Source organism: Enterobacter sp. CFEC122, from assembly GCF_052983755.1.
Genome location: NZ_JBRIQR010000005.1, coordinates 135141 through 159427 on the forward strand (window position 1 = coordinate 135141; position 24287 = coordinate 159427).

A 24287-nucleotide genomic window follows, 5' to 3' on the forward strand; every position below is an offset into this window, starting at 1 on the left:
CACATGACACTGATGATGATAATTCTGGCCATCTGCGGCGGCGCGACGCTGAGCATACAGGCCGCAATTAATGGGCAGCTCGGCAGCAGCGTGGGCGTTTTCAAGAGCGCGTTTCTAACGTTTTCCGTCGGCGCGCTGGTGACCGCCCTGCTCATTTTCTTCTTTGAGCCTAAGCAGGCGGTCACGCTGCTGGACGTGCCGAAATGGCAGCTCCTCGGGGCGATGTTTGGCGTGCCCTATATCGTGATAATGGTGCTCGCCGTACAGCGGATCGGCACCGCCGTCGCCACGGTGGCGGTGATATTCGGCCAGCTCGCCATGAGTATGCTGATTGATAACTTTGGCTGGCTGGGCAATCCCGCCATTTCGTTTTCACCGAGCCGTCTGAGCGCGGTGGTATGCCTGGGGATTGCCCTGTACTTCATCTACTCCAGCAGCAAAACCGGCAGCGTCCGCGACTAAACTGAGGTCTTACGGGTAAAGAACAGCGTCACCGTGGCGACGGTGACGCCCAGTTTCTTCATCTCGGTTTTATTAAACAGATGGTTCTCATCCTGCAGGTACATCCAGTCGTCAAAGTTCAGTAGCCAGGTGCTGCCGTTGGCCTTCACGTTCATGCTGTAATGCCAGTTGAACGCGTTGCCGGCGGCCTGCCCCGTTGCTACCCCTTCAATATCCCCCGCCGTGCCTTCGTAGCGATCGCTCCCCACGCGGCGGATATGCCAGACCCGCTGCTGCTTCTCGCCATCGTCGTAAACGAAGTGCTCGTTCAGCGTCAGCGTATCGCCGATAACGTCCCCGGCAATCTCAACGTGAAAGCGGCGGATCTGCTTGCCGCTGCGATCCTGCACCATCCCCCACGCTTCGGTTTTGCCCTGGAAGTAATGGAAGATATCCAGCCGCGGCTGCTGCTGGCGATACTCGGTCACCTCCGTGCTACAGCCTGCCAGCAGCATCGTCAATGCCAGCGCCATCATCAGGATACGTTTCATTTTTGGCCTCCGATTAACTGCTGACGCAGCTCAGGGTATTGCGTACGAGGGTCGAGCCAGATGGCCAGGAAGCGGGTGCTGAACGCTTCTTACTGACGCGGTCCGAGTGGAATAAAGGCTTTTTGCGCCGCTGACGCGCGATACCAGAACTGCCCCTGCCCGTCGTCGAGCACAAACGCCAGCTGTGCCCCCGGCCGGACATCCGGCCACAGAGAGCGCAGCATCTGTAACCAGGCTTCGCTTCGGGGTTCCCGTTGCAGGATCCCCTGCGCCTGCCACTGGTCGCGGGTCGCCTCGACCAGCTCATCGCGATCGATGTCGCGCGCATAGGTAATTATCAGCGCCTGATCCTGGTTCTCCCGACCGTAACGCCCGTCCGGCGTACGCAGCTGGGAGGTATAGACGGTGAACGGCCCCCAGGTGAGCGTGGCATCACCCACCTTCCGCCAGGCCAGCCAGTCGGCGGCCTGAGCAACAGGAACAACCAGCGTCAGACAAAGCAACAAAACCGCAACTCTCATTTTTTTCTCCCCATCAGCAGGTGGAAAAACAGCATCAACACCAGCCAGCCCGGCGCCATCCAGCTGACGACGATAAAGGTCGGCTCCAGAAACGTGATGGCACCCAGCCGCTCGCCAATCAGGTACGCCACCGGCCCTCCCACGGCGGCCAGCAGGGTGAGCAGCCAGCCGGGCAACGTGGTGGTGCGCGTAAGCTGCGTCCAGACGGTGGCGAACATCAGCCATAATGCCACCATCCATAGCGGCATCAGGGCATCACCCGTGAAGGCGATCAGCCCCGTCAGCGCCCAGAGCGTATCCAGCAAACTGCCCGCCGCGGCCAGCCCAATGGCGTAAAAACGGTATACAGACGGCAAGAGCAGGCACGCGAGGATCGCCAGCGCGAGCCAGATAATCAGGCCCTGTTCGCGAAAGAGCACCACCAGCGCCCAGTAGAGATCGAACGCGACGGCCAGCAGGAAGACCTGAAGATATCGTCTCATACGCGCTCTGCGGTCAGCTGCACCACGCTGATGGTGCGGGCGTTAAACCCGGCTTCACAGTAGCCAAAGTAATAAAGCCACATGCGGCGGAACCGCTCATCAAAGCCGAGCTTTTCAATCTCCTGCCAGGCGTGGACAAAGCGCTGCCGCCAGTGCGCCAGCGTGCGGGCGTAGTCCGGCCCCATGTCGAAGAGATTGCGCACCACGAAATCGGTGTGGCGCGTCATCAGCTCGTTCATCGCGGTGATGCTCGGCAGGAAGCCGCCGGGGAAAATGTAGCGCTGAATAAAATCGACGCTTTTGCTGTAGTCGCGATAGCGCTGGTCCTGAATGGTGATGGCCTGAATCGCCATTCGTCCCCCCGGGCGCAGCCGCGCCTGACAGGTCCGGAAGAATGTAGGCAGATAGCGTTGCCCGACGGCTTCAATCATCTCTATTGAGACCAGCTTGTCGTACTGCCCGGTGAGGTCGCGATAGTCGCAGAGCAGCACCTCAACACGATCCTGCAACCCGGCGCGGGCGATCCGCTCGGTTGCCCAGACGTATTGCTCCTGCGACAGCGTGGTGGTAGTCACCCGACAGCCATAATGACGGGCCGCGTATTCCGCCATCGCCCCCCAGCCGGTGCCGATTTCCAGCAGGTGGTCGGCCTCGCTAAGCGCCAGCTGGTCGCACAGGCGCGCCATTTTGGCCTGCTGAGCCGTCGTGAGATCCTGCTCGTCTGCGGTAAAGAGCGCGCTGGAGTAAAGCAGTTCCCTGTCCAGAAAATGGGCATAGAAGGTATTGCCCAGGTCGTAATGGGCGGCAATATTTTCACGCGCCTGCGCGCGGGAGTTACGCCGCGTCCAGTGGCGCAAACGCTCCAGCGGTCGGCCAAGCAGCCGGAACCCTTTCTCAAGACGGCCAAGCACCTCGCCGTTGAGGGCCAGGATTTGCAGAAGCGGCGTGAGCTGCGCGGTTTCCCATTCGCCGTCCATCCAGGCTTCAGCGGCGGCAAGGCTCCCGCCCGTTAAGACGCGCCAGTAGACGGCGGGCGTGAGGATCTGCACGTCGGCGTGCAGCGCGGAGGATGGCTCGCCAAAATGGAAGGTCTGCGCCCCTTCACGCAGGGTGAGCGAACCACCGCGGATGCCGCTTAACAGACGAAACAGCAGCCATCGCGCGAGGCGGACGTTGCGCGGGATATCGGGTTCTAACGCAAAGACGGGATCGGTCATGAGCGTTCACTCCTGCTGACGGGATGGTTATACAGCGGCACGCGCTTGAGCCACAGCCTCAGCGCCTGCCAGTAAATGGCGAAAACGGTTTTCAGGGTCATAAGCGGGATGCGCAGCAGCAGCGCGCGCAGTGCCGGACGGGTCAGCGGCTCCCGGCGCAGGGCGAGCGTGGCGTCGAACACCTTCGCTTCCTGATGATTTTCAATGTGCATATGCAGCGTGTTATCCGGATCGTTGAAGCGCCAGTGGTAGATCATGTCCATCGGGTTGAAGGGGGAAACGTGAAACGCTTTTTCCGTGGGCTGGGCATGTTGCCCGTCGACCGCGTAATAATGACGCTCGTTCCACGGCGTGTTGCGAACCTCCGCCAGTACCCAGCGCAGAGTCCCCTTCCCGTCATAGCAGTAGTAAAAGTTGACCGGGTTAAAATGAAACCCGAAATACCGCAACTGCGTCAGAAGCATGACCCGCCCGTCCGGCCGTTCCCCGGTCAGGCTCTCCAGCCTGCTGAGCACGTTCTCTTTGAGCGGCGTGCCGAGCGGATAGTCCGCGTCGTGGAACGCGGCGGCGGCAAAGCGATTGCGGCGCACGCCGACGGACGCCAGCAGCGGCAGCTCATCAAGATCCAGCCAGGCCATAAAGACGCTGTAGCGAAATTCATGGGTTTTCGGCTGAAGGCGGCGGTGGCGCAATACGCCGTGATAGAGGCAGCTGTTCATCTCAGTTCCCCTCCCCGGCCGCTATCGCGTTGACCACGTCCAGCGCGCTGCGCACGCCGTCTTCATGAAAACCGTTGTACCAGTAAGCCCCACAGTACCAGCTCCGCTGGTGACCGTTGATCTCGCCGCGCCGCGCCTGCGCCCGCCAGCTTTGCGGGTTAAACAGCGGATGCTCATAAACGAAGCGTTGCAGAACGAAGCGTTCATCCACCGGTGCGTCCGGGTTCAGGGTGACGCAGAACAGCGGACTGCCCGCAGGCAGCCCCTGCAAAATGTTCATGTTGTAGGTCACACAGGCGCTGGCCTGCTCCTGCGCGCTCAGCCGGTAATTCCAGCTCGCCCAGGCGCGCGGCCGCACCGGCAGCCAGCGCGGGTCGCTGTGCAACACCACCTCGTTGCGCTGCCAGCCGATATCGCCCAGCACCTCGCGCTCTGCGGAGGTCGGGTCGTCAAGCATCGCCAGAGCACTGCCGGAGTGGCAGGCAAATATCACCTGGTCGAAGGTATGGCTGCCGTTTTCAAGCTGGAGCGTGACCCCGTCCTCGTGGCGGCTCACCCGCTGCACCGGCGAATTGAGGTGTAGCGTCAGCCGATCGCCCAGTTTGTCCAGCATCGCGCGGATATACTCTCGCGAGCCGCCCGGCACCACGTACCACTGCGGGCGATGGGTGATATCCAGCAGACCGTGGTTTTGGAAGAAACGTAAAAAAAGCGGCAGTGGGAAACGCTTCATCTCCTGCAGCGAGGATGACCAGATGGCGGCCCCCATCGGCAGAATATAGTGGCGCGCAAAAAACGGCGTAAAGCCGTGCTGGTCCAGAAACGTCTGCAGCGTGGCGTTCGGGTCCACTTCCCCGTCCAGCGCCTGTTTTGCCAGACGATTGAAGCGGACGATTTCACCGAGCAGCCGCCAGAATGTCGGATTGACGAGATTTCGGCGCTGGGCAAACAGCGACGTCAGGGTGTGGCCGTTGTATTCCAGACCCGTCTCGGGGTTGTGTACTGAAAAGCTCATCTGGGTTTTTTGCCCGCTGATACCCAGCTCGCTGAGCAGGCCCATAAAGCGCGGATAGGTGCGGTCGTTGTAGACGATAAACCCGGTATCGATCGCGTATGTGCCCTGTGGCGTCGTCACGTCAACCGTTGCGGTATGGCCGCCCGGTGTGGATCCCGCTTCAAACAGGGTCACCTGATGGTGCCCGGCCAGTCGCCAGGCGCACGTCAGCCCGGCAATGCCGCTGCCGATAATTGCAATGTTCATGAACGCACCATCCTGCGCAGCAGCGTGCGCTGAAGAAAAGCAGGCAGCCCTGAGAGCAGCCGCAAAATGAAGCCAAATCCGGCAGGAAACGCGATGTGCATTTTCCCGGCCGCCAGCCCGATACGGATCGCCTTCACCGCCTCATCGACGGTCACCCGACCCGGCATGGCAAAATCGTTTTTCCGCGTCAGGGGCGTATCGACGAAGCCCGGAGAGACAACCGTGACGGTAATCCCTTTTGGCTCCCAGTCGAGGCGCAGGCTTTCGGCAAACCAGCTCAGCGCCGCTTTGGACGCACCGTAGGCCTCTGCGCGAGGGAAAGGTAGCCAGTGGGCCATCGAGCTCACCAGCACCACGCGGTTGCCTCGAACCAGCTGCGGCTGCAGCGCCTCAAGGCAGTTCACCGGCCCGAGGAAATTGGTGTTCATGACCCGCTCCACCAGCGCTGCATCCACCACGCCACCGTCGAGGTATTCGCAGGTACCGGCGCAGAGAATAATCAAATCGGCGTAGCTGCCGGTCAGCGCCTGTCGGCAGGCCTCCCGGTCCGTCATATCGAACAGGCGAACGGTGAGATTGGGGCAGGTCTGATGCAGCGCTTCCAGACGCGCCGGATCGCGCCCGCAGGCAATCACATGATAGCCGTCAGCGGAGAAGGATTTCGCCAGCCCGGCGCCAATACCCGAACTTGCACCGGTAATCAGTACCGTCTTCATGATTTGACCCTCCGCTTCACGCCGCGTACCGCCCAGCCCAGCAGAGGAAGATGTTCGTAGATCATCTCTCCCGCATCGTAGTAGTCGCGCTGGTGGGTGATGAGATCGTTTTCCGTCTCCACCACCGAGCACCCCGGCAGATCGAGCGGTTCGCCTCCGGCAATGCGCGGATGCGACCAGTGCATCACCCAGGTGACAACAAACCGGTTCCCGCTGCAGAGCGGCGGGTCGATAGAAAAACGGCAGTTCTCGACGTTGGCCAGCAGATGGGTGAAATAGCGCTGAAGCGCAAAGATACCGTCGTGCTCGCCGAACGGATCGACAAGCGTGGCATTTGAATGGTAAAGCCCGACCAGCGCGGACGGCGGCTGGCTATCCAGTGCGGCGTAGTACTCAACAAACCGACTCACGACAGAGGGCAAAGTGCTCATGGGTCACATCCTGGCTGTAAACAACGTGGCGTAATCGCATACTTAAAACTTACACAATTAACGTTATTTGTCCAAGTTTGTGCAAGTTTATTTTTTATTACCCATAAATATCAACAAGTTGAGAACTCAATCATTTGACGGTTTTGTAGGCCGGGTAAGGCGTAGCCGCCACCCGGCTTTCACTTTCAGGTTATCCTTAAGGCAAATTCAGCGGTCATCTTCCAGGCTTATCCTTTTTATTCATAAGGATGCCTGACATGAAACGTTTCTTTCTCTCCCTCTTCTCAAGCCCGGAATCCTTACTGCAGGTGATGAGTCAGCAGGAAATTATTGAAGCCGTGGAAGATGGCGACCGCATCATTATCGACCAGGACGGGAACGCCTCGGTGAACTACAAGAGCAACGAGGTGCGGCAGGACTTTCTGCGTCACGTTAACGCGCTGAAGAGGGCCTGATATGGGAACGGCGATATTTATGGTGCTGATGGTCTGCGGGTACTGGTACACCAGCCGCGACCTGTCGACCCGCTTTAAAATCAAGCGTTCCTTTGGCTGGGACGTCTATTTTCTCGTTGCGCTTTACGGCTGTATTTTCGTTCTGCAGGGGGTGATTGCTACGGGGCTGCTCTGGCTGCTGCTGCTCACCCTTTCTGCCGCCAACAACGCTTTCCACTTTGCCTCACCGAAATACACCGACTGGCAAATCGACTTTATGAACTGGAGTTTTTTAGGCATTCAGGCGCCGGTGGTGGTGATGCTGGCGTTTGCCATCCTGTTTTGTCTCTACCGCTCTAACTGGGCAGGCAGCGCCAGGCTGGACGGCGAGAGCCGGAAAAAGCTCTACAAACGGCTTGCGCAGGCGAGCGGGATCGAGCAACTGCTCTATCAGTGTATGGAGCAAGGCGAGCTGGCGCAGGTCACGCTCCGCTCGAGGCGGATATACGTGGGTATGATCCACACCGCGACGCTGGAATATGAAAAAACGGCCAATATCGTGCTGATCCCAATGTTGAGCGGGTACCGGGACGAGAAGACGATGAACCTGCGCATCGAGAATAATTACAGCCGGTGGTACGCCGAGCATGACATTACGCTCGACTCGGAACCCCGCAGCGCCATGTCATTCCGCAAGGTGATTTTACTCAATCAGATAGAGAGCATCTCGCTGTTCGATCCCGCCAGCGCGCTGTCGCTGGCACAGCGGGACGAGAGCCCAGGCCCTAAAGAGACATCCCCATAATTTTGAGTATGCTCTGCTGTGAGGCAGTTTCGAAAAGGACGTTCTTGATGCAGAGCATGCCCTGCTTCTGGTAGAACCGGTACGCTCCCACGTTCTGCTCAAGCACTTCCAGCCAGAGAGAGTCCTTTCCCCTGCTTCGGGCCATGTCGATGATTTTGTTGAACATGTCCTGACCATAGTGCTTGCCGGTCTCGGCAGGATCGAGGTAGAGCTTGTTGAGGAGAACGCCCCTCTTGTCCGTTTCCGGAAGCATGGCGTCCCAGGTCACTTTCATAAATCCCACTGGCCGATCGGTTTCTGCCACAAACCAGGAAACATGGCTCTCGGACAGGCTCTGCTCAATGACGGAAGGGGCATACTCGGCGTCCAAAAAATCCTTCATCTCTGCATCTGATACCCACAAATGCTGAAAATGCGCGGGATAGATACGATATCCCAACTCGCTTAATAGCGTTGAATCGGCCCCGGTGGCCTGTCGAATTCGAAGCGTCATGGAAGGTATCCCGCGTAATCACCCGCGTTGGGCATGTTGATAGAGGTCCCAGCGGTTGCCGTACATATCTTCAAACACCACCACCGTACCGTACTCTTCCTCACGTGGTTCTTCGCAGAAATGAACGCCTTTTGCCTTCATGGCATGGTAATCGCGCCAAAAATCATCCGTCTGAAGGAACAGGAAAACTCTGCCGCCGCATTGATTACCGATAAAACCTTCCTGCCTCTCGTTAGACGCACGAGCCAGCAAAATGTTGCAGTCGCTTTCCGGGTTGGGTGAGACGACCACCCAGCGTTTACCCGGTTGCGGCGTATCCTCTACCAGGGTAAACCCCAGCTTGTCTGTGTAGTACTCAATGGCGCGATCGTAGTCATCAACCACAATAGCCACGCAGCCAAGGCATCGTTTCTGTGTTCTCATTTTTTCGTTTCCTTTGCCCTAATTAACTCATTATGAACGCTTTTCCACTGAATATGCACACATAAAAACAGCGATCGCATGCGCGACCCGACGAGCAATTTCTTCATCAGATAAGCTTTTTCTGGCGCCAAGCTTTATCTCAAGGCTTGTCATCCCGAGCCACAACCCGGCCAGGTCGTCAGCCGCTTCGCGCGGGGAGCACGCGATCAGTAAGCCCTTTTCAACGGCTTCACCGATAATTGTCTCCAGCATCTGCTGCGCCCTGCCGGGACCTGCCGCATAAAAACGCGCGGGTAACTCCGGATGACGAATAGCGGCGGAGGCAATTAAGCGGTCCCAGCCCGTCAGCTCGCGCTGGTTGATGAAGCGGACAAAACGGTTGCCAAACGCGGTTAAGACCTCGGTCAACGACAGATGATGCCGCTCGGAAAAATCACTGTCACTGATGGTCAGATCCGATTCCTTACGGAGTACGGCCTCAACAAGCAGGTCTTTATCCGCGAAATTGGCATAAAGCGTGGCTTTTGCCACCCCGGCAACGCGGGCAATTTCTTCCGTCGTGACATCGAGGCCTTTCTCGAGAAACAGGCTTCTTGCGGCCTGCAGTATCGCCTGCTCCTTTGACGGATCTTTTGGGCGGCCTTTCTGCCGAACCTTTTCTCTCATCGTTTACGACCTGACAAAAGCATGCTCATCATGAGCCCCCCGATAACGGTTATGTGTTCAAGCGCGATATGAAACTCCTGGGTGCGCTGAGGCTCGCTAAATTTCCAGAATGGATGCCCCACCGGAATGGTGAGTAATGTAAACACAATCAGCATTGCCGATCCAATCCATCCGTAGCCGGCAAAATTCGAAATCACCAGAGCAGAGCCTACAAGCTGACAGAGAATGGTGCCTGTCGCGAATAAGACGGGCCAGGGGAGACCCACATCCACCATTTCCAGCACAATCTCTCCAAAGTTGAACAACCCATAAAAGCCTGCCATCCAGAAGAAAAAGGTCAATAAAATTCTTGAAAGACAGAGTGTTGTGATAGATGACGTGATTTTTGACACTGAATTATCTCTTTGATCATTTAAAAGACTGGCTAGTCTACTTATTAATTAACAGACCGACAAGTCTGATAAGTGCGATCACCGCCCTGACACTCCAAAACGGGTGGGTGAACATCAGTGTGAGAACGCGCTAGTCTGCCTCTGGTGAATGGATGGTGAGCGATGAAGACATATGGAAATTATTTTGATGCGCCACGGCGAACCCGAATACAGGGGCGCCGGAAAGGTGTCGTACAGGGAAATGGTGGGATGGATCGACAGCTATAACCGCTCTTCAACGGGCCGCGACAGACCTTCGGAGATGGCTCAAATCCTCGCGTACCGCGCACTGACGTTTCTCAGCAGCCCTCTCCCGCGAGCCCTTTCATCGTTGAAAACGCTGGGGTGTGAACCGGGCTTAATTGATGAGGTTTTTCGGGAAGCAGAGCTGCCGGTGTTCCGTATTCCGGGGTTCCGGCTATCGCCTTTTTACTGGGCAGCGCTGTTTCGCGTTCTTTGGCTCTGCGGCCTGTCTGGCGAGTCAGAGCGCGTAAGCGCCGCAAAAGAACGTGCCGTTAAGGCGGCAGAAATCCTGGTGAATGTAGCGAAGGACTCTGACGGCCCCGTCTTGCTCATGGGGCACGGGGTCATCAACCGGTTCATTGCAAAAGAACTGATCGCATCAGGCTGGAAAGAACAGACTCGTCCGGGTAAGGGGTACTGGGGAGCGGGGGTTTACAGCATGGTATAGCGGCACATGCTGAGGCCGAGGATTGTTCATCCTCGGCGCACGCCAGCCGACTGTTATTCGCAAATGCTGAATGCACCTGTCAGCCTTCGTCTGGAGGACTAAGGGGATCCTCGCTAGCCCCCGATTAAGTCTGCCAGCGCCCTCTTCAACGACGCGATGACCTCATCCGTCTCCATGCCCATCTGCGCATGAATAATGGCGCCGTCAATGAGCAGCATGATTTCATTGACGACGCGCTCATCCGCGATGGTCGTCAGCGACGCAATAATATTCATTGTTTCGATTTTATGATCGCGGCATATCGCTTTTATTTCGCTTTCAATATCTTCGGATTTGGCTTCGGCGCTGGCATTAATAAACGCACAGCCGTGGAACTCAGGCGAAATAAACCATTCACAAAGGGTAGCCGATAGAGCGTCCGCAGGCGTCTGGCCTTCAACGAGATGTCGACGAAGCGTGGCCTCAAACCAGTTAATCCATATTTCATGTCGATAGTGTAAATAGGCGAGAATAAGCAAGCTCTTACTCGGAAAATGGCGATAAAACGTCACCTTCGTCACTTTCGCCTCTTTAATCAGCGTATCCACCCCCGTCGCTCTGAAGCCTGTGGAATAAAACAGATCGTGCGCCGTCAGTAATATTTTATCCCTGACGCTTATTTTTTTATCGTTGTTTTCGGATTCTGCTTTCATTTGTCGATGGCCTCAAAACGGATGTTGACAGCGTTATTTTTCAGGCATAGATTAGCGCAAGTAGACAGATCTGTCTACATAATCACATAACGAGGTAATTGCCATGAACACACGTCCTCCCTTGCCGCCCTTCACACGCGAAAGCGCTATTGAAAAAGTCAGGCTGGCAGAAGATGGCTGGAACAGCCGCGATCCGGCGAACGTTGCGCTGGCCTATACGCTGGATACCCAATGGCGCAACCGTGCAGAATTCGCCACCAACAGGGAGGAAGCGCAGGCGTTCCTGGCGCGGAAATGGAAAAAAGAGCTCGATTATCGTCTGATTAAAGAGCTGTGGGCCTTTACGGATAACCGCATCGCGGTCCGCTATGCCTATGAATGGCATGATGATTCAGGAAACTGGTTCCGCTCGTACGGCAACGAAAACTGGGAGTTCGCACCGGACGGCTTGATGAAGCGCCGCTTTGCCTGCGTTAACGATATGCCGATAAAAGAATCCGAGCGACTGTTCCACTGGCCGTTGGGCAGACGCCCGGACGATCACCCCTCGCTGAGCGATCTAGGGTTATAGGCTCAACGCATCACTCCGGCTTCCCGGAGTGATGTGATTTACAGCGCGCCCAGCTGTTTCATCAGCGTCAGGTTGTCCTCAATATGCCAGTTCGCTGCAATTTTACCGTCACGGATTTCATAGATATCCGTGGCGATAAAATCTATTTTCTGCCCCTTTCCTTTCAGCCTGCCAAATGTCCCGGTGAATGTGCCGTAAAAATGTAAATGTGAGACTACGCGGTCGCCTGAAATAATCATCTGCTCAACGTCGCAGCGCAAATCGGGCACGGCCGTGCGAAACGCCCGCGAGGCTAAAATAGCGCCTTCCGGCCCCTGATTACGGCCTTCCGGCGGTGTTTTATCAACAAAGTTTGCCGCCAGGGCATCACGCGCCAGAGTTTCATTACCGGTGTTCCAGAACGTGGCATATTCTCTGGCAACGGCTTCATTCGTCTTTAATTGCATCTGGGGCAGGCTCTTGTCCACAATCAGCTGTTTCGGCTGTACCCTTTCCCCCTGCGCGGAAATAGCATTGCCCGACAGACCAGCAAAAATAAGCGCCGCGATAGCGGGACGAAAGCACGTCGTATATTTCATGATGTCTCTCTACAGAGTGTTACATTACCCGCAGACGATGCCCTGCGGATCACATTAATGAGGGGGTCAGTTAATTAACGCCCCGCCCTCAATATCAATGACCGACCCGGTGACAAAGGGGTTATCCATGGCGAAAAGATACCCTTGTGCGATGTCCTGCGCCCTTCCCCAGGCTTTGGCTGGCAGGGTTTCCGCCGCGCCTGCGAGCATTTTTTCCCGCGCGGCGGCGTCCATCCCCGCATACGCTTCCGTGTCGGTCAGCCCCGGACTCACGACGTTGACGCGCAGCGGGGAAAGCTCCTTCGCCAGCACTTTTGTCGCGGCCTCAATGGCGGCATTCATCGTGGTTTTTACGATGGCACCCGCCACGGTGCGGCGCGCCACAAAGCCGCTGGTGAAGGTCAGCGTACCGCGGGGGGCGATGTTCCCGCTGAGATAGCGGGCGACATTGAGGCTTCCCCAGAATTTTGTATCAAAGGCATGTCTTGCCGCACGGAGATCCAGTCCGGAAAGCAGCCCGCCCGGCGCCTGTGAGCCCGCAGTGACGACAATATTATTGACCTCGCCCAGCGTTTCACTGAGCGCAACAAGCTCTGTCTCACGGCTGATATCGAGCACGAGAGTGCTAACAGACGCGGCATGAGCGCTCAGTCGTTGACGTGCAGCGTCCAGTTTCGCGCTATCGCGTCCCGCAAGCATAATCTCCTCGCCGCGCCCGGCAAGCAGGGTGCCCACGGCGAAACCAATGCCGGAAGCACCGCCGATAATTAAGGTTTTACGGGTCATCATATTTCCTCCTGCTGGGTGTACGTTGAGTAATCGGTATAGCCCGTGGCGGTGCCGCCAAACAGCGTGGCGGGGTCGCGCACCTGGGCCAGGGGCAAGCGGTGCGCCAGCCGGTGAGGCAAATCCGGGTTGGCAATAAACGGTCGTCCGAAGGCAATCAAATCGGCATAGCCCGCCGCCAGAATTTCTTCGGCTTTGGCAAGGTCATAGTTGCCCGCGACGATCAGGGTGCCGCTGAAGGTCTCGCGAAGCGATTGACGGAAATGCTCAGGAATCTGCGGCGCGTCGTCCCAGTCGGCTTCCGCCAGGTGGATAAACGCAATCCCTTTTTGTTCGCACCAGGCCGCAAGCGCGAGTATGGCTTCAGAGACCTGCGGGTCGTTCATCTCGCGCTGGGTAATAAACGGCGAAAGACGGATGCCCGTACGTTCATGACCAATCGCCTCAGCAATCGCGCTTAACACGTCCTGGGCGAAGCGGATCCGGTTAGCCACCGTACCGCCGTACTCGTCCGTGCGTTTGTTGGAGGTTTGGCGCAGGAACTGGTCGATCAGATAGCCGTTTCCGCCGTGGACCTCCACGCCATCAAACCCGGCCTGAACGGCATTCAAAGCGGCCTGGCGATAGTCCGCGACGATGTTCTGAATGTCCTTGCGTGAGAGCGTTCTCGGCTGCGGGCAGTCAACCATCTGGCCTTCTCCACGCTCATTCACCACCCACACCTGCGCGTCCGGGGCCAGCGCTGACGGGGCGACGGGCTGACCGTCCTGGTGAAAACTGGCGTGCGACATTCGCCCAACGTGCCAGAGCTGAGAAAAAATGACCCCGCCCGCCTGATGTACGGCCCCCGTCGTGAGCTGCCATCCTGAAACCTGCTCCGGCGAATGGATGCCGGGCGTCCACGAGTATCCCTGACCCTGAGGCGAGATTTGCGTGGCTTCGGTGATGATTAACCCCGCGCTGGCCCGCTGCCGGTAATACTCCGCCATCAGCGCGGAGGGAATGTTGCCCGGCTGAAGGGAGCGCGCGCGGGTCATCGGCGCCATGACGATACGATTTTTCAGGTCCAGCGACCCCAGCCTGTAGCGTTCAAAGAGTGAAGCAGGTTTCATGTTTTCATCCCTTATGGTTTGGATGAAATCACTTTACAGTCGGCATCTGATTTTGATAATTACGCTAAAAATAGATGCACTTTTCGGAAAAAATGAATAATGGGTAAACTCGAAGACATGGCCTTACTGGTGGAAGTCGCCGAGGCCGGAAGTCTTTCCGCCGCCGGACGACGCCTGTCGCTTTCTCCTGCCACGATGACCGCCAGGCTGAAGGCAATTGAGGAGCGTTACCAGGCGCGCCTGTTTCATCGCTCAACGCGATCCCTCACCCTGACCCGCGCAGGGGAAGAGTTTTACCACGCCGCGCTGCGCGTGCTGGAAGAGGTGCATCACGCCGAGTCGCTGCTGACGCAAAAAGAGGGCGTGCTCAGCGGCAATATTCGCCTTTCCGCGCCCTCGGACTTTGGCAGACAGTATCTCAGCCCTGCCGTCATTGAATTTTCGCGTCACCATCCTGCCGTCAAATTTTACATCTCGCTAAAAGAACACGTTGAGGATCTGGTCGCTAACCGGCTGGATATGAGCGTGCGCTTCGGCAATTTGCCGGACAGCAGCCTTGTCGTCAGAAACATCCGCCCGAACCGTCGGGTGCTGGTTGCCTCCGGGGCGTATCTTAACGACCACGGTATCCCCGCCACGTTTGCCGATCTAGCCCGGCACCGGTGCCTGGCGCTGGAGTCTCAGGGCGTGGTGATGAACGAATGGCGCTTTGAACATGAGGGAGAGGAAAGCGTTGTTCGCGTCGAGCCCGCCATGGTGTGCGACGACGGGGCATTGCTTCGTCAGTGGGCCCTGGGCGGAGCGGGCATCGCCGGGAAATCGTGGTGGGACGTCAAAGACGACGTTGACGCCGGAAGACTCACGGTGCTGTTTGCCGACAGCTTCACCGGCTTTAGCCGCTACGATCGCAAAGATGTCGGGCTACAGTTTGTTTATCCGCAGCGCAAGCTGCAGCCGCTTCAGGTTACGGCGTTCAGCCAGTTTTTTCTCGACTGGCTTAAAAAACATTAACGTAAAAAACAGTGATACACTTACTCCACCTGGCCGATTGTCCCGTCTTCACGACGTAAGACAGCACAACAGTAACCAAAGTACAAAATGGTCACTCGTTGCCAACCCTGGCTCGTCACGCTAAGCTTACATAATGACTAAAACTATGAACGCCCCATCAATACGTGGTCCACTTGACCATTCTGTCAGAGAGCAAATCGTCGAAGCGGCCTTTGAGCACTTCGGCCATTACGGCTATGAAAAAACCACCGTCGCCGAGCTGGCGAAATCTATCGGTTTTTCAAAATCCTACATTTATAAGTTCTTCGATTCCAAGCAGGCTATCGGCGAAGTGATCTGCGCTAACCGCCTGGAGCTGATCATGGCGGTCGTGCTTTCCGCCATTGAGGATGCGCCGTCAGCCAGCGAAAAACTCCGCCGTCTTTTTAAGTCGCTCACCGAGGCCGGCAGCGAGCTGTTTTTCCACGATCGCAAGCTTTACGACATCGCCGCCGTCGCGTCACGGGAGAAGTGGCCTTCGACGGAAAGGTACACCGAAAGCCTCCTGAAGCTGATTGAGAGCATCATTATCGAAGGCAGACAGGCTGGAGAGTTCGAAAGGAAGACGCCGCTGGACGAGGTCACCTGTGCCGTTTACATGGTGATGTGCCCTTACATTAACCCCGTTCAACTGCAGTACAACCTTGAAACTGCCCCAACGGCAGCGGTACTTCTCTCCTCACTGATTTTAAGAAGCCTGGCTCCCTGATTAGTGACCATTGACTTTATTGGTCACTAATCACAGAATGCGGAAACTGTCCTGTTACTTCAAAAGGGTTTCCCATGCTCAGGCTCACTTCAGCCCGCCTTGCCATATGTCTTCTGCCGTTTGCCCTCGCGGCATGCGGCGATATTTCCGCGAGTGACGATCCGCGCACCAGGCCACCGCTTGTCAGATCCGCCTCCGTCGAGAGGGCGAATCCAGCCGCTCGCACCTTTACGGGCGTGGTGGTGGCAAGAACGCAAAGCGACCTGGGCTTCAGGGTTCAGGGTAAAATCCTCGAACGCCTGGTGGATACCGGGCAGACCGTCAAACAGGGCCAGCCCTTGCTGCGTCTGGATCCGGTTGACCTGAAATTACAGGCTCAGGCGCAGCAGCGCGCGGTGGATGCTGCCCAGGCGCGGGCGAGAAAAGCCACCAGCGATGAGGCGCGTTATCGCGGTCTGGTGGCGTCCGGCGCGGTGTCGGCCGCGGAGTACGATCAGATTAAAGCAGCGGCCGATACGGCCAGGGCGGATCTCAGCGCCGCCCGGGCGCAGGCCAACGTGGCGCAAAACGCCACGGGCTATGCCGTCCTGCTGGCGGATTCAGACGGCGTGGTGATGGAGACGCTTGCCGAACCCGGTCAGGTGGTCAGCGCCGGACAGGTGGCGATCCGCCTTGCCAGAGCGGGACAGCGCGAAGCGCTCGTGCAGCTTCCGGAGACGCTGCGCCCTGCCGTCGGCAGCGAAGCACGGGCCACGCTTTATGGCCGTGAACAACACCCGGTCACCGCCACGTTGCGCCTGCTGTCTGACTCCGCGGATGCCGCAACCCGGACGTATGAAGCACGCTACGTGCTGGCAGGCCAGCTGGCGAACGCGCCGCTGGGGGCAACCGTCACGCTCAGCCTTGAAGACCCGAAAGCGGAAGGTCAGGCCATGCAGGTCCCGCTGGCCTCACTCTACGATGCGGGTAAAGGGCCCGGCGTCTGGCGCATTTCCGCCCAGCCGGCAAAGGTCATATGGACGCCGGTTACGGTGCTGAGCGTGGGCGAAGATGCGGTCCAGATCGCGGGCGGCGTGAAGCCCGGGGAGAAGATCGTTGCGTTAGGGGCCCATCTTCTGCACGAAGGTGAAGTTGTCAGGCTGGCAGAACAGCGCCATGCCGCTCCGGCGGAGAACGCGCCATGAGCGGAAGCCGCTTCAACCTGTCAGCGCTGGCCGTCCGCGAGCGTTCCGTCACGCTGTTTCTGATCGTTCTGGTAACGATTGCCGGTATTTACGCCTTTTTTGGGCTCGGGCGCGCGGAAGATCCGCCCTTCACCGTGAAGCAGATGACGGCGATTGCCGTCTGGCCGGGTGCGACCGCGCAGGAGATCCAGGATCAGGTCGCAGAGCCGCTGGAAAAGCGCCTGCAGGAACTCAAATGGTATGATCGTACCGAAACCTATACCCGTCCCGGCATGGCGTATATCACCCTGTCGTTGCAGGACAAGACCCCGCCTTCTGAGGTGCAGGAGGAGTTCTATCAGGCGCGTAAAAAGCTTGGGGATGAATCCCAGCGTCTCCCGGCGGGCGTCATCGGCCCGATGATCAATGACGAATTCTCGGATGTCACCTTTGCCCTCTTTGCTCTGAAAGCGAAAGGCGAACCGCAGCGGCAGCTGGTACGCGATGCCGAAGGCCTGCGCCAGCAGCTTCTGCACGTTCCAGGGGTCAAAAAAGTGAACATCATCGGTGAACAGGCCGAGCGGATTTATATCGCCTTCTCCCATGACCGTCTGGCGACGATGGGCCTCTCACCGCAGGATATTTTCAATGCCCTCAACGGCCAGAATGCCCTGGCCGCGGCGGGCGCCATTGAGACCCGGGGCGCGCAGATTTTTATCCGCCTGGACGGCGCGTTCGATGAACTGCAGAAAATCCGCGATACGCCTTTAGTCGCCCAGGGCAAAACGCTCACGCTGTCTGATGTGGCAACAGTTGAACGAGGCTATGAAGATCCCCCGACGATGCTGATACGCAATCAGCATGAACCCGCCCTGCTGCTGGGCGTTGTCATGCGTGAGGGCTGGAACGGCCTGGCGCTGGGTAAAGCGCTGGATGCGGAAACGGCGAAAATCAACGATAGCCTGCCGCTTGGCATGACCCTGACCAAAGTCACCGACCAGTCCGTGAATATCCGCTCCTCGGTCGATGAGTTTATGATCAAATTCTTCGTCGCCCTGCTTGTGGTCATGGTGGTCTGTTTTGTCAGCATGGGCTGGCGCGTGGGGGTGGTGGTTGCGGCGGCGGTGCCGCTGACCCTGGCGGTCGTCTTCGTGGTGATGGAGGCCGCGGGAATAAACTTTGACCGCGTCACGCTGGGCTCCCTGATCCTCGCCCTCGGCCTGCTGGTTGACGATGCCATTATCGCCATCGAAATGATGGTGGTGAAGATGGAGGAAGGTTACGACAGAATCAAAGCCTCGGCCTACGCCTGGAGCCACACCGCCGCGCCGATGCTGGCCGGTACCCTGGTGACGGCGATTGGCTTTATGCCGAATGGGTTTGCCCAGTCGACCGCCGGAGAATACACCAGCAATATGTTCTGGATTGTCGGCCTCGCCCTGATTGCCTCATGGTTTGTGGCGGTGGTGTTCACGCCGTATCTGGGGGTGAAGATCCTGCCCGCGATCCCCAAAGTGGAAGGCGGCCATGCCGCCATCTATAACACGCCTCGCTATAACCGCTTTCGCCAGCTGCTTGGCCGCGTTATCGCCAGAAAGTGGCGCGTGGCCGGGTCCGTGGTCGCCATTTTCATTCTGGCCGTGCTCGGCATGGGGCTGGTAAAAAAACAGTTCTTCCCGACCTCCGATCGCCCGGAAGTGCTGGTTGAAGTGCAGATGCCTTATGGCACCTCGATTGCGCAAACCAGCGCCGCTACCGCAAAAATAGAAGCGTGGCTGGGCAAGCAGCCGGAAGCCAAAATCGTCACGGCCTATATTGGTCAGGGCTCGCCCCGTTTCTATCTGGCAATGGCCCCCGAGCTGCCCGATCCCTCTTTTGCGAAAATCGTGATCCTGACGGACAGCGAGACGTCACGCGAGGCGCTCAAGTTCAGGCTCAGGGAGGCCGTCGCCAGCGGCCTTGCGCCCGAAGCTCGCGTGCGGGTGACGCAGCTGGTGTTTGGCCCCTACTCGCCTTTCCCGGTTGCCTGGCGCGTGTCGGGGCCGGATGTCAAACAGGTGCAGGACATCGCCGAACGGGTGAAAGCCGTGCTTCAGGCAAGCCCGATGATGCGAACCGTTAACACCGACTGGGGCTCGCGCGTTCCGGTGCTCCATTTCACTCTCGATCAGAACCGCCTGCAGGCGACCGGCTTAACCTCCAGCGCCGTTGCCGGGCAGCTTCAGTTCCTGCTCTCAGGCGTGCCTGTCACCTCCGTGCGGGAAGATATTCGATCGGTAGCGGTCGTTGCCCGCGCGGCGGGAGATATCCGCCTTGACCCGGCAAAAATCGAAGGCTTTACCCTGGTCGGCAATGCGGGACAGCGCGTGCCGCTGTCTCAAATTGGCAAGATAGAGGTCGGCATGGAAGACCCGATCCTGCGCCGTCGCGATCGCACCCCCACGATTACCGTACGGGGCGATATCGTCGACAATCTTCAGCCGCCGGACGTGTCGGTCGCCATCATGAAGCAGCTCCAGCCGATCGTTGATTCGCTGCCGGCCGGCTACCGCATTGACATGGCGGGGTCGATTGAGGAGTCGGGCAAAGCCACGCAGGCCATGTTACCGCTGTTCCCGATCATGATTGCCCTGACGCTGCTGATCATCATTTTGCAGGTGCGCTCACTCTCCGCGATGGTCATGGTGTTCTTAACCGCGCCGCTGGGGCTGATTGGCGTCGTGCCGACCCTGCTGATATTTAATCAGCCGTTTGGCATCAACGCGCTGGTCGGCCTGATCGCCCTCTCCGGCATTCTGATGCGCAATACGCTGATCCTGATCGGTCAAATCGATCATAACCAGAAGGACGGCCTCGATCCGTTCCAGGCGGTGGTCGAGGCGACGGTCCAGCGAGCGCGGCCGGTCTTACTCACCGCCATGGCGGCCGTGCTGGCGTTCATTCCCCTGACGCATTCGGTGTTCTGGGGCACGCTGGCCTGGACGCTGATCGGCGGAACGCTGGGCGGGACGATCGTTACCCTCGTCTTCCTGCCCGCTATGTATGCGATCTGGTTCCGGATCCGCCCGGTTGAACAACGCGTGCAGCATGCCACGGAAAACGTGTAAACTACCATCAGTAGATAACTGACCTGAGGCAAGCATGGTTGTTAAGCGCTTAAGAAAAGAGGACCGCCGCGTGCAGCTGCTGGAGGTTGCGCGAGGGATCGTGCGTCAGCAAGGCACGGAGGCGTTGACCCTTGGCTATCTGGCAGAACGGGCTAACGTGACCAAGCCCATCCCCTACGACCACTTTGGCGATCGTGAAGGGCTATTGATGGCGCTGTACCAGGACTATAGCGATCGGCAGCTGGCAAAATTCCGCGAGACGCTGGCGGTGGACAGCAAAACGCTGGAGAAGACGATCCGCTTTTTCAGCGCGGCCTATATCGACTGTGCCATTGCCGCCGGGCCTGAAACCGGGCCAATCGCCGCGGCGCTGTCCGGTTCTCGCGCGCTGCAGACGTTTCGGGAAGCGTGCGTGGCCGAATGTGCCGACTGCCTGCGCACCGCGCTTTCTCCTTTTATCGTCTTAAAAGGCGTTCAGGGAGAAGCGGTACTGACGGCCATCATTGGCGCGGCGGAGGCGCTCAGCACCGCGGCGGGCAACGGCGTGCTCGCCCGAAATGTGGCAGAAGATATGCTCTGCGGCGCCATGACCGGGGTGCTGGAGACCTACGCGAATAGCACAAAATGATCGCCGGGGGCGGATTGACACCTAAGTTACCAATAGTAATATAGGCATCACTTCTCCCCCATCTGGAGGTCGCTATGTCTGCAACACATGCCATTAAAAACGCGCTGATCGTGACGGCACACCCGATCGACAATTCGTTATCCCATACGCTGGCAGCTCGTATTGCCGGGAAATTACGCGAGGAAGGTACGCAGGTTGAGATCGCCGATCTGCATGCTGAAGGGTTTAATCCGTCGATGACCCGCGCCGATCTCGATTTGTATCACGGCGATCCGAGCGCCCTCCCCGACGATATTCTGCGCGAGCAACAGCGCGTCGAGCGCGCGGATATGCTGGTATTCGTCTTCCCGGTGTACTGGTGGTCGGTTCCCGCGCTGTTGAAAGGCTGGTTCGATCGCGTGTTAACCCTGAACTGGGCGTATAAGGTGGCCGACGACGGCCGGATTGTGGGCAACTTACGGGATGTTCCCGTCCGCCTGATTGCCACTGGCGGGAGCGATCTTACCGGGTTCGACAAACACGGCTACTCGACGGCGATTCAGACGCAAATCATCGAAGGGGTATTTGGCTTCTGCGGGTTGAAGAACGTTAAGCTCGATATCCTTTACCAGGCAGACACGGCGACGCCCGAGCAGGTTGACGAATTCCTGAGCGAGATCGGCAACCTAAAATAATATCGGCTATCCAGCCAGCAACGGCGTGCCTCCTTCGCCATAAGGAGGCACGAGTTCTCGATGTTACTAACCGTCAGGGATCCTGCTGGCAAACCGGAACGCTCTTTCTTGTGATTATTCAAAAAATAACGAGAAAAGGCCTATCGTCATCACTACACTCATAATCACCTGAATCAAAATAATAAAAAAAGCGATCCCACCCAATACCGTGATTTTTCGACGCAGAATGAAAGTTATGCCGGAAAGTACAGCACTGAACAGAATGGCTTTAAGTATATAGGAAAGCGGCACCATGGCCGGGTGACCGGTCTGTACTCCAGCAAGCCCAATAAGACCCAGTAGAAAATTACCGCAAATTCCCCATCCCCAGAAAGTCATCGGTAAGCTCATCTGCCCCGCGACTAATCTTTTCAACATACGCACATCCTTTTTGTGATTTTTTATCGAAACACAACGGTTTTTATCCAGTCTCTCGCACTATTGGATTGTGCAATAAGTCGAGCCGACAAATACGCAACTACCAAATATGCTGATATGATTTTGTTCATCTTTACATGCATATTGATGGTATTGAAAAGAACTATCGGCAGCAAATTTTTAAAGTTTAACGGCTCGTCCAGATATGATTTAAAAGATATATCAGCGAAGGTCATAACATGTTTACGTCAGTTCAGCCAACAACCACCCTCACCACCACCGGACCCTTCGGCGGCGTGAGTGTATCTGTAGCAAACGACTGACAAACAGAACCTCAATCCCCGCCGGCATGGACGGGGAAATGTTTCTCCGTTCACCACCTTCTGAATGGAGAAAGGAAATGGTTTCATCTGACAATGCTCTCTTGATTATCGACATGCAGCAGGGCCTCTTTCGGGGCCCGATTTCCCCTCGCTCCGCCGATGCCGTTCTGACCAATATCCGCTTGTTAATCGCCAACGCCCGAGACGCGCAGGTATCCGTCTTTTTTGCCCGCCATATTGGGCCGGACGACTCCCCCTTCTCAGAAAAGGGGCCGTTAACACAGCTGATACCTGAACTGGACGTGAAGGAGCAGGACGTTGTTTTCACCAAGCGCTATCCAAGCTGTTTTCGGGATACGGTATTGCTGCGAGAACTTAATCAGAGAGGCATCAAACAGCTGGTCATTGCCGGGATGAAAACAGAGTTTTGCGTCGATACGACCGGCCGGGCCGCACCGGAGCTGGGTTTCAGGACGGTATTAATTTCAGATGCGCATACCACAATGGATAATGACTGTTTATCCGCCAGCGACATTATTGCCCATCACAACAGCACGCTGGCAGGCCCGTTTGTGACGCTGTCGACTGCTCGTGACTGGCTTTTTAGTACGGTGAGTGGACTCAGGTGAGCGCTTATCTCTTTACCCGGCTCGCCTTTCCGCGCGCCGGGCACATAAGAGAATAATTACAGGGTAAAACCACCGTCACCCACCTGTGCCTGAGCGTACCATTGCATCAGCTTCTCGGTGCCGGGCTCGTTTTCTGCCGGTGACCATGGGGCGGTATCATGCTCGGGCACGGGCTGATACGCCCCGTGTTTAACCTCAAAAATGACGCCGCCTCTATCCAGCGACAGCACGGCATGCCAGGTTCCGGCATCCATCTCCAGCACTTTACACTCTTCGCCTAACACCACGCGCCGGGTCACGTTTCCGCTGTCGTCAAAATTCAGCACCAGAAAGCGACCGCTCAGCGCCGTCAGCAGTTCAAACGTGTGCGGATGGCGGTGGGGGCGGACATAGGTACCGGGTTCCATTGCAATGGCCAGGCGCTGCACCGGGTCGCTCAGGTCAGGGTGTAAATTACGGTGCGCGCGTAAGCGAGGAGAATGTGCGGCCTGCTCGCTTTGCTGCTGCAGGTCACTGAAAGTAATCTGTTTCATATACACCTTTAGGAATTTGGGCTGTCTATGGCAACCCGGTTGCCGCAGGACGTTATACCATCCTGAACGGTCGAGGAGCGATGGGATTTGTGAAACAAATCGCTGCCGGGCGAGTGGTCAATCCCCCGACAGGAAGCTCATCAGTAGAACTGACATGAAAACCGCCATTCCCCTTCTGATGACCGGTGAAAGTAACCGATACCGTTATCCGCCCACATCCAGTTTACTTTTTCTTCTGACCCAACCTGAAAAACAAACTCTTCGATTCCCACACCGTGTTGTATCTCAGTCGGAAATCCCCCTACCTTGGTTCCCCTGTAGCGATTGAAATCTTCAAAAAAACTCTCACTGGCCTGCTCATCATCATTTACGCATGAGAGATCAATAATATCCCAGGCATCTTCCCATCCAGGTGCATCGTCAATGACACTCAGCCATTGAACTGGAAACGGCCGATACGGCGTGTCCAATTCAGGCAATGGCTGAAGCCCATCAAGGCTGGCATACTCGCGAATTAACCATCCTTCACCGTGCGGTTTGTCAAAGGGATGTTGTTCCACATTGTGAAACAACACCAGAAGGGCTATGCCCTTCAACTGGTCAGGAATAACAGGAAGCTCGTCGACCCTGATCTGAAGAAGTGGAAACATGGGTTTGCCCTTCCAGGTGGGTAATCCTTCATCTGCGCGAGAAACGCCCTTCAGAAACCATGACGTAATGGGATCTTCAGGCGGCCGGAACCCACCGACCTGCGCGACCGATGCGGGTCTTAGCCTGGTCCGGAGTTCTTCTAAAACTGACGCACTCTCTAATCTCATGTTTGCTCGCCTCTGTAGACGCTTGTCGGACAGATATTCTGCTGTTCATTGTAAGTTAATCATCACATCTGGAGAATCTCATTGAATAATAAAACCTATGTTGAGTAAAACTCACATTGATTCCCACTATTTCTCGTTTTTCAAACGTAATCTCATTGAAATACCATCCCTTCATTCCCGGTCTCTTCCTGACCTGGAACAGAGAGCGAAACTCA

The 24287-nt window shown here is 57.1% G+C and carries 30 protein-coding genes and 1 pseudogene; 12 read left to right on the forward strand and 19 right to left on the reverse strand.

The window, feature by feature from the left end:
- Positions 1–3 precede the first annotated feature (3 nt).
- The gene (locus tag ACVCAM_RS05750) at positions 4–462 is read left to right on the forward strand and encodes a DMT family transporter (RefSeq protein ID WP_008502322.1); all 459 of its coding nucleotides are present in this window, start codon (positions 4–6) and stop codon (positions 460–462) included.
- On the opposite strand, the gene ACVCAM_RS05755 is transcribed toward ACVCAM_RS05750, so the two are convergent.
- The 8 genes and pseudogenes from ACVCAM_RS05755 to ACVCAM_RS05790 all read right to left on the reverse strand — a co-directional run bounded on the left by ACVCAM_RS05755 (position 459) and on the right by ACVCAM_RS05790 (position 6339).
- Positions 459–992, reverse strand: a complete 534-nt coding sequence (locus ACVCAM_RS05755) for a DUF3833 domain-containing protein (RefSeq protein ID WP_320750791.1) — start codon at positions 990–992, stop codon at positions 459–461. The two genes, ACVCAM_RS05750 and ACVCAM_RS05755, sit on opposite strands and share 4 nt — an antisense overlap.
- Positions 989–1513 (reverse strand): annotated as a pseudogene (locus tag ACVCAM_RS05760) (hypothetical protein). The gene ACVCAM_RS05755 and the pseudogene ACVCAM_RS05760 overlap by 4 nt, the downstream one beginning before the upstream one ends.
- The gene (locus ACVCAM_RS05765) at positions 1510–1995 is read right to left on the reverse strand and encodes a DUF2878 domain-containing protein (protein ID WP_407223327.1); all 486 of its coding nucleotides are present in this window, start codon (positions 1993–1995) and stop codon (positions 1510–1512) included. Before ACVCAM_RS05765 ends, ACVCAM_RS05760 begins: the two are co-directional and overlap by 4 nt.
- Positions 1992–3212, reverse strand: coding sequence for an SAM-dependent methyltransferase (locus ACVCAM_RS05770; protein WP_058653757.1), 1221 nt, complete (start codon positions 3210–3212; stop codon positions 1992–1994). The genes ACVCAM_RS05765 and ACVCAM_RS05770 overlap by 4 nt, the downstream gene beginning before the upstream one ends.
- Positions 3209–3931 (reverse strand): DUF1365 domain-containing protein, encoded by a 723-nt coding sequence (locus ACVCAM_RS05775; RefSeq protein ID WP_008502327.1) that lies wholly within the window; start codon positions 3929–3931, stop codon positions 3209–3211. Before ACVCAM_RS05775 ends, ACVCAM_RS05770 begins: the two co-directional genes overlap by 4 nt.
- A 1-nt stretch (position 3932) precedes the next feature.
- A complete protein-coding gene (locus ACVCAM_RS05780; RefSeq protein WP_248224468.1) occupies positions 3933–5192 on the reverse strand; it encodes an NAD(P)/FAD-dependent oxidoreductase in 1260 nt (419 codons plus the stop codon).
- Positions 5189–5908 carry an SDR family NAD(P)-dependent oxidoreductase gene (locus tag ACVCAM_RS05785; RefSeq protein WP_023292494.1) on the reverse strand — a complete coding sequence of 240 codons (720 nt, stop codon included), beginning with the start codon at positions 5906–5908 and terminating at the stop codon, positions 5189–5191. Before ACVCAM_RS05785 ends, ACVCAM_RS05780 begins: the two co-directional genes overlap by 4 nt.
- Positions 5905–6339: a nuclear transport factor 2 family protein gene (locus ACVCAM_RS05790; protein WP_008502330.1), complete on the reverse strand. Its 435-nt coding sequence runs from the start codon at positions 6337–6339 to the stop codon at positions 5905–5907. The genes ACVCAM_RS05785 and ACVCAM_RS05790 overlap by 4 nt, the downstream gene beginning before the upstream one ends.
- Positions 6340–6596: 257 nt before the next feature.
- On the opposite strand from ACVCAM_RS05790, the gene ACVCAM_RS05795 reads away from it, so the two are divergent.
- Complete coding sequence (locus tag ACVCAM_RS05795) at positions 6597–6794, forward strand: hypothetical protein (protein WP_008502331.1); 198 nt, start codon at positions 6597–6599, stop codon at positions 6792–6794.
- Between the two features lies 1 nt (position 6795).
- Positions 6796–7578 (forward strand): hypothetical protein, encoded by a 783-nt coding sequence (locus ACVCAM_RS05800; RefSeq protein WP_407223326.1) that lies wholly within the window; start codon positions 6796–6798, stop codon positions 7576–7578.
- Here the strand turns inward: ACVCAM_RS05800 and ACVCAM_RS05805 are convergent.
- From ACVCAM_RS05805 to ACVCAM_RS05820, 4 genes are all read right to left on the reverse strand, one after another.
- Positions 7559–7960, reverse strand: a complete 402-nt coding sequence (locus ACVCAM_RS05805; RefSeq protein ID WP_407223325.1) for a GNAT family N-acetyltransferase — start codon at positions 7958–7960, stop codon at positions 7559–7561. The genes ACVCAM_RS05800 and ACVCAM_RS05805 overlap by 20 nt on opposite strands.
- A 129-nt stretch (positions 7961–8089) precedes the next feature.
- The gene (locus ACVCAM_RS05810) at positions 8090–8494 is read right to left on the reverse strand and encodes a VOC family protein (protein WP_008502334.1); all 405 of its coding nucleotides are present in this window, start codon (positions 8492–8494) and stop codon (positions 8090–8092) included.
- A 30-nt stretch (positions 8495–8524) separates the two neighbouring features.
- Entirely contained in the window at positions 8525–9160 is a 636-nt protein-coding gene (locus ACVCAM_RS05815; protein ID WP_222664579.1) for a TetR/AcrR family transcriptional regulator, read from the reverse strand.
- The gene (locus ACVCAM_RS05820) at positions 9157–9552 is read right to left on the reverse strand and encodes a DoxX family protein (RefSeq protein WP_023292497.1); all 396 of its coding nucleotides are present in this window, start codon (positions 9550–9552) and stop codon (positions 9157–9159) included. The genes ACVCAM_RS05815 and ACVCAM_RS05820 overlap by 4 nt, the downstream gene beginning before the upstream one ends.
- A gap of 172 nt (positions 9553–9724) precedes the next feature.
- Here ACVCAM_RS05820 and ACVCAM_RS05825 point away from each other — a divergent pair, with 172 nt between their 5' ends.
- Positions 9725–10282, forward strand: a complete 558-nt coding sequence (locus ACVCAM_RS05825; RefSeq protein ID WP_021241365.1) for a histidine phosphatase family protein — start codon at positions 9725–9727, stop codon at positions 10280–10282.
- A 113-nt stretch (positions 10283–10395) separates the two neighbouring features.
- On the opposite strand, the gene ACVCAM_RS05830 is transcribed toward ACVCAM_RS05825, so the two are convergent.
- Complete coding sequence (locus ACVCAM_RS05830; protein WP_407223324.1) at positions 10396–10974, reverse strand: TetR/AcrR family transcriptional regulator; 579 nt, start codon at positions 10972–10974, stop codon at positions 10396–10398.
- Positions 10975–11077: 103 nt separating this feature from the next.
- On the opposite strand from ACVCAM_RS05830, the gene ACVCAM_RS05835 reads away from it, so the two are divergent.
- Positions 11078–11545 carry a nuclear transport factor 2 family protein gene (locus tag ACVCAM_RS05835; RefSeq protein WP_023327398.1) on the forward strand — a complete coding sequence of 156 codons (468 nt, stop codon included), beginning with the start codon at positions 11078–11080 and terminating at the stop codon, positions 11543–11545.
- A 38-nt stretch (positions 11546–11583) separates the two neighbouring features.
- On the opposite strand, the gene ACVCAM_RS05840 is transcribed toward ACVCAM_RS05835, so the two are convergent.
- The 3 genes from ACVCAM_RS05840 to ACVCAM_RS05850 all read right to left on the reverse strand — a co-directional run bounded on the left by ACVCAM_RS05840 (position 11584) and on the right by ACVCAM_RS05850 (position 14021).
- The gene (locus ACVCAM_RS05840; RefSeq protein ID WP_407223323.1) at positions 11584–12123 is read right to left on the reverse strand and encodes an ester cyclase; all 540 of its coding nucleotides are present in this window, start codon (positions 12121–12123) and stop codon (positions 11584–11586) included.
- 66 nt (positions 12124–12189) lie between these two features.
- Positions 12190–12912 carry an SDR family oxidoreductase gene (locus tag ACVCAM_RS05845; RefSeq protein ID WP_407223322.1) on the reverse strand — a complete coding sequence of 241 codons (723 nt, stop codon included), beginning with the start codon at positions 12910–12912 and terminating at the stop codon, positions 12190–12192.
- Positions 12909–14021, reverse strand: coding sequence for an alkene reductase (locus ACVCAM_RS05850; protein ID WP_447093550.1), 1113 nt, complete (start codon positions 14019–14021; stop codon positions 12909–12911). The genes ACVCAM_RS05845 and ACVCAM_RS05850 overlap by 4 nt, the downstream gene beginning before the upstream one ends.
- Positions 14022–14120: 99 nt before the next feature.
- On the opposite strand from ACVCAM_RS05850, the gene ACVCAM_RS05855 reads away from it, so the two are divergent.
- The 6 genes from ACVCAM_RS05855 (at position 14121) to ACVCAM_RS05880 (ending at position 21352) form a co-directional block, all read left to right on the forward strand.
- The gene (locus ACVCAM_RS05855) at positions 14121–15032 is read left to right on the forward strand and encodes a LysR family transcriptional regulator (RefSeq protein ID WP_407223320.1); all 912 of its coding nucleotides are present in this window, start codon (positions 14121–14123) and stop codon (positions 15030–15032) included.
- A gap of 133 nt (positions 15033–15165) precedes the next feature.
- Positions 15166–15780, forward strand: coding sequence for a TetR/AcrR family transcriptional regulator (locus ACVCAM_RS05860; RefSeq protein WP_407223319.1), 615 nt, complete (start codon positions 15166–15168; stop codon positions 15778–15780).
- Positions 15781–15854: 74 nt separating this feature from the next.
- Positions 15855–16964 (forward strand): efflux RND transporter periplasmic adaptor subunit, encoded by a 1110-nt coding sequence (locus ACVCAM_RS05865; RefSeq protein WP_407223318.1) that lies wholly within the window; start codon positions 15855–15857, stop codon positions 16962–16964.
- A complete protein-coding gene (locus tag ACVCAM_RS05870) occupies positions 16961–20050 on the forward strand; it encodes an efflux RND transporter permease subunit (protein ID WP_447093551.1) in 3090 nt (1029 codons plus the stop codon). Before ACVCAM_RS05865 ends, ACVCAM_RS05870 begins: the two co-directional genes overlap by 4 nt.
- A 34-nt stretch (positions 20051–20084) precedes the next feature.
- Positions 20085–20678, forward strand: a complete 594-nt coding sequence (locus tag ACVCAM_RS05875; protein ID WP_008502347.1) for a TetR/AcrR family transcriptional regulator — start codon at positions 20085–20087, stop codon at positions 20676–20678.
- Positions 20679–20752: 74 nt separating this feature from the next.
- Positions 20753–21352 (forward strand): NAD(P)H-dependent oxidoreductase, encoded by a 600-nt coding sequence (locus ACVCAM_RS05880; RefSeq protein ID WP_023292508.1) that lies wholly within the window; start codon positions 20753–20755, stop codon positions 21350–21352.
- A gap of 114 nt (positions 21353–21466) precedes the next feature.
- Here the strand turns inward: ACVCAM_RS05880 and ACVCAM_RS05885 are convergent, their stop codons facing one another.
- Positions 21467–21769: a hypothetical protein gene (locus tag ACVCAM_RS05885; protein ID WP_032651739.1), complete on the reverse strand. Its 303-nt coding sequence runs from the start codon at positions 21767–21769 to the stop codon at positions 21467–21469.
- 400 nt (positions 21770–22169) lie between these two features.
- Here ACVCAM_RS05885 and ACVCAM_RS05890 point away from each other — a divergent pair, with 400 nt between their 5' ends.
- A complete protein-coding gene (locus ACVCAM_RS05890) occupies positions 22170–22721 on the forward strand; it encodes a cysteine hydrolase family protein (protein WP_348554955.1) in 552 nt (183 codons plus the stop codon).
- Between the two features lie 56 nt (positions 22722–22777).
- On the opposite strand, the gene ACVCAM_RS05895 is transcribed toward ACVCAM_RS05890, so the two are convergent.
- Together ACVCAM_RS05895 and ACVCAM_RS05900 are read right to left on the reverse strand one after the other, a co-directional pair.
- Positions 22778–23254: a WbuC family cupin fold metalloprotein gene (locus tag ACVCAM_RS05895; protein WP_041910151.1), complete on the reverse strand. Its 477-nt coding sequence runs from the start codon at positions 23252–23254 to the stop codon at positions 22778–22780.
- 140 nt (positions 23255–23394) lie between these two features.
- Positions 23395–24072, reverse strand: coding sequence for a DUF1963 domain-containing protein (locus ACVCAM_RS05900; RefSeq protein WP_325820177.1), 678 nt, complete (start codon positions 24070–24072; stop codon positions 23395–23397).
- Positions 24073–24287 lie beyond the last annotated feature (215 nt).

Coding starts and splice junctions, on each gene's coding strand:
- ACVCAM_RS05750 (WP_008502322.1), top strand. CDS start 4: ATGACACTGATGATGATAATTCTGGCCATCTGCGGCGGCGCGACGCTG.
- ACVCAM_RS05755 (WP_320750791.1), bottom strand. CDS start 992: ATGAAACGTATCCTGATGATGGCGCTGGCATTGACGATGCTGCTGGCA.
- ACVCAM_RS05765 (WP_407223327.1), bottom strand. CDS start 1,995: ATGAGACGATATCTTCAGGTCTTCCTGCTGGCCGTCGCGTTCGATCTC.
- ACVCAM_RS05770 (WP_058653757.1), bottom strand. CDS start 3,212: ATGACCGATCCCGTCTTTGCGTTAGAACCCGATATCCCGCGCAACGTC.
- ACVCAM_RS05775 (WP_008502327.1), bottom strand. CDS start 3,931: ATGAACAGCTGCCTCTATCACGGCGTATTGCGCCACCGCCGCCTTCAG.
- ACVCAM_RS05780 (WP_248224468.1), bottom strand. CDS start 5,192: ATGAACATTGCAATTATCGGCAGCGGCATTGCCGGGCTGACGTGCGCC.
- ACVCAM_RS05785 (WP_023292494.1), bottom strand. CDS start 5,908: ATGAAGACGGTACTGATTACCGGTGCAAGTTCGGGTATTGGCGCCGGG.
- ACVCAM_RS05790 (WP_008502330.1), bottom strand. CDS start 6,339: ATGAGCACTTTGCCCTCTGTCGTGAGTCGGTTTGTTGAGTACTACGCC.
- ACVCAM_RS05795 (WP_008502331.1), top strand. CDS start 6,597: ATGAAACGTTTCTTTCTCTCCCTCTTCTCAAGCCCGGAATCCTTACTG.
- ACVCAM_RS05800 (WP_407223326.1), top strand. CDS start 6,796: ATGGGAACGGCGATATTTATGGTGCTGATGGTCTGCGGGTACTGGTAC.
- ACVCAM_RS05805 (WP_407223325.1), bottom strand. CDS start 7,960: ATGAAGGATTTTTTGGACGCCGAGTATGCCCCTTCCGTCATTGAGCAG.
- ACVCAM_RS05810 (WP_008502334.1), bottom strand. CDS start 8,494: ATGAGAACACAGAAACGATGCCTTGGCTGCGTGGCTATTGTGGTTGAT.
- ACVCAM_RS05815 (WP_222664579.1), bottom strand. CDS start 9,160: ATGAGAGAAAAGGTTCGGCAGAAAGGCCGCCCAAAAGATCCGTCAAAG.
- ACVCAM_RS05825 (WP_021241365.1), top strand. CDS start 9,725: ATGGAAATTATTTTGATGCGCCACGGCGAACCCGAATACAGGGGCGCC.
- ACVCAM_RS05830 (WP_407223324.1), bottom strand. CDS start 10,974: ATGAAAGCAGAATCCGAAAACAACGATAAAAAAATAAGCGTCAGGGAT.
- ACVCAM_RS05835 (WP_023327398.1), top strand. CDS start 11,078: ATGAACACACGTCCTCCCTTGCCGCCCTTCACACGCGAAAGCGCTATT.
- ACVCAM_RS05840 (WP_407223323.1), bottom strand. CDS start 12,123: ATGAAATATACGACGTGCTTTCGTCCCGCTATCGCGGCGCTTATTTTT.
- ACVCAM_RS05845 (WP_407223322.1), bottom strand. CDS start 12,912: ATGATGACCCGTAAAACCTTAATTATCGGCGGTGCTTCCGGCATTGGT.
- ACVCAM_RS05850 (WP_447093550.1), bottom strand. CDS start 14,021: ATGAAACCTGCTTCACTCTTTGAACGCTACAGGCTGGGGTCGCTGGAC.
- ACVCAM_RS05855 (WP_407223320.1), top strand. CDS start 14,121: ATGGGTAAACTCGAAGACATGGCCTTACTGGTGGAAGTCGCCGAGGCC.
- ACVCAM_RS05860 (WP_407223319.1), top strand. CDS start 15,166: ATGACTAAAACTATGAACGCCCCATCAATACGTGGTCCACTTGACCAT.
- ACVCAM_RS05865 (WP_407223318.1), top strand. CDS start 15,855: ATGCTCAGGCTCACTTCAGCCCGCCTTGCCATATGTCTTCTGCCGTTT.
- ACVCAM_RS05870 (WP_447093551.1), top strand. CDS start 16,961: ATGAGCGGAAGCCGCTTCAACCTGTCAGCGCTGGCCGTCCGCGAGCGT.
- ACVCAM_RS05875 (WP_008502347.1), top strand. CDS start 20,085: ATGGTTGTTAAGCGCTTAAGAAAAGAGGACCGCCGCGTGCAGCTGCTG.
- ACVCAM_RS05880 (WP_023292508.1), top strand. CDS start 20,753: ATGTCTGCAACACATGCCATTAAAAACGCGCTGATCGTGACGGCACAC.
- ACVCAM_RS05885 (WP_032651739.1), bottom strand. CDS start 21,769: ATGTTGAAAAGATTAGTCGCGGGGCAGATGAGCTTACCGATGACTTTC.
- ACVCAM_RS05890 (WP_348554955.1), top strand. CDS start 22,170: ATGGTTTCATCTGACAATGCTCTCTTGATTATCGACATGCAGCAGGGC.
- ACVCAM_RS05895 (WP_041910151.1), bottom strand. CDS start 23,254: ATGAAACAGATTACTTTCAGTGACCTGCAGCAGCAAAGCGAGCAGGCC.
- ACVCAM_RS05900 (WP_325820177.1), bottom strand. CDS start 24,072: ATGAGATTAGAGAGTGCGTCAGTTTTAGAAGAACTCCGGACCAGGCTA.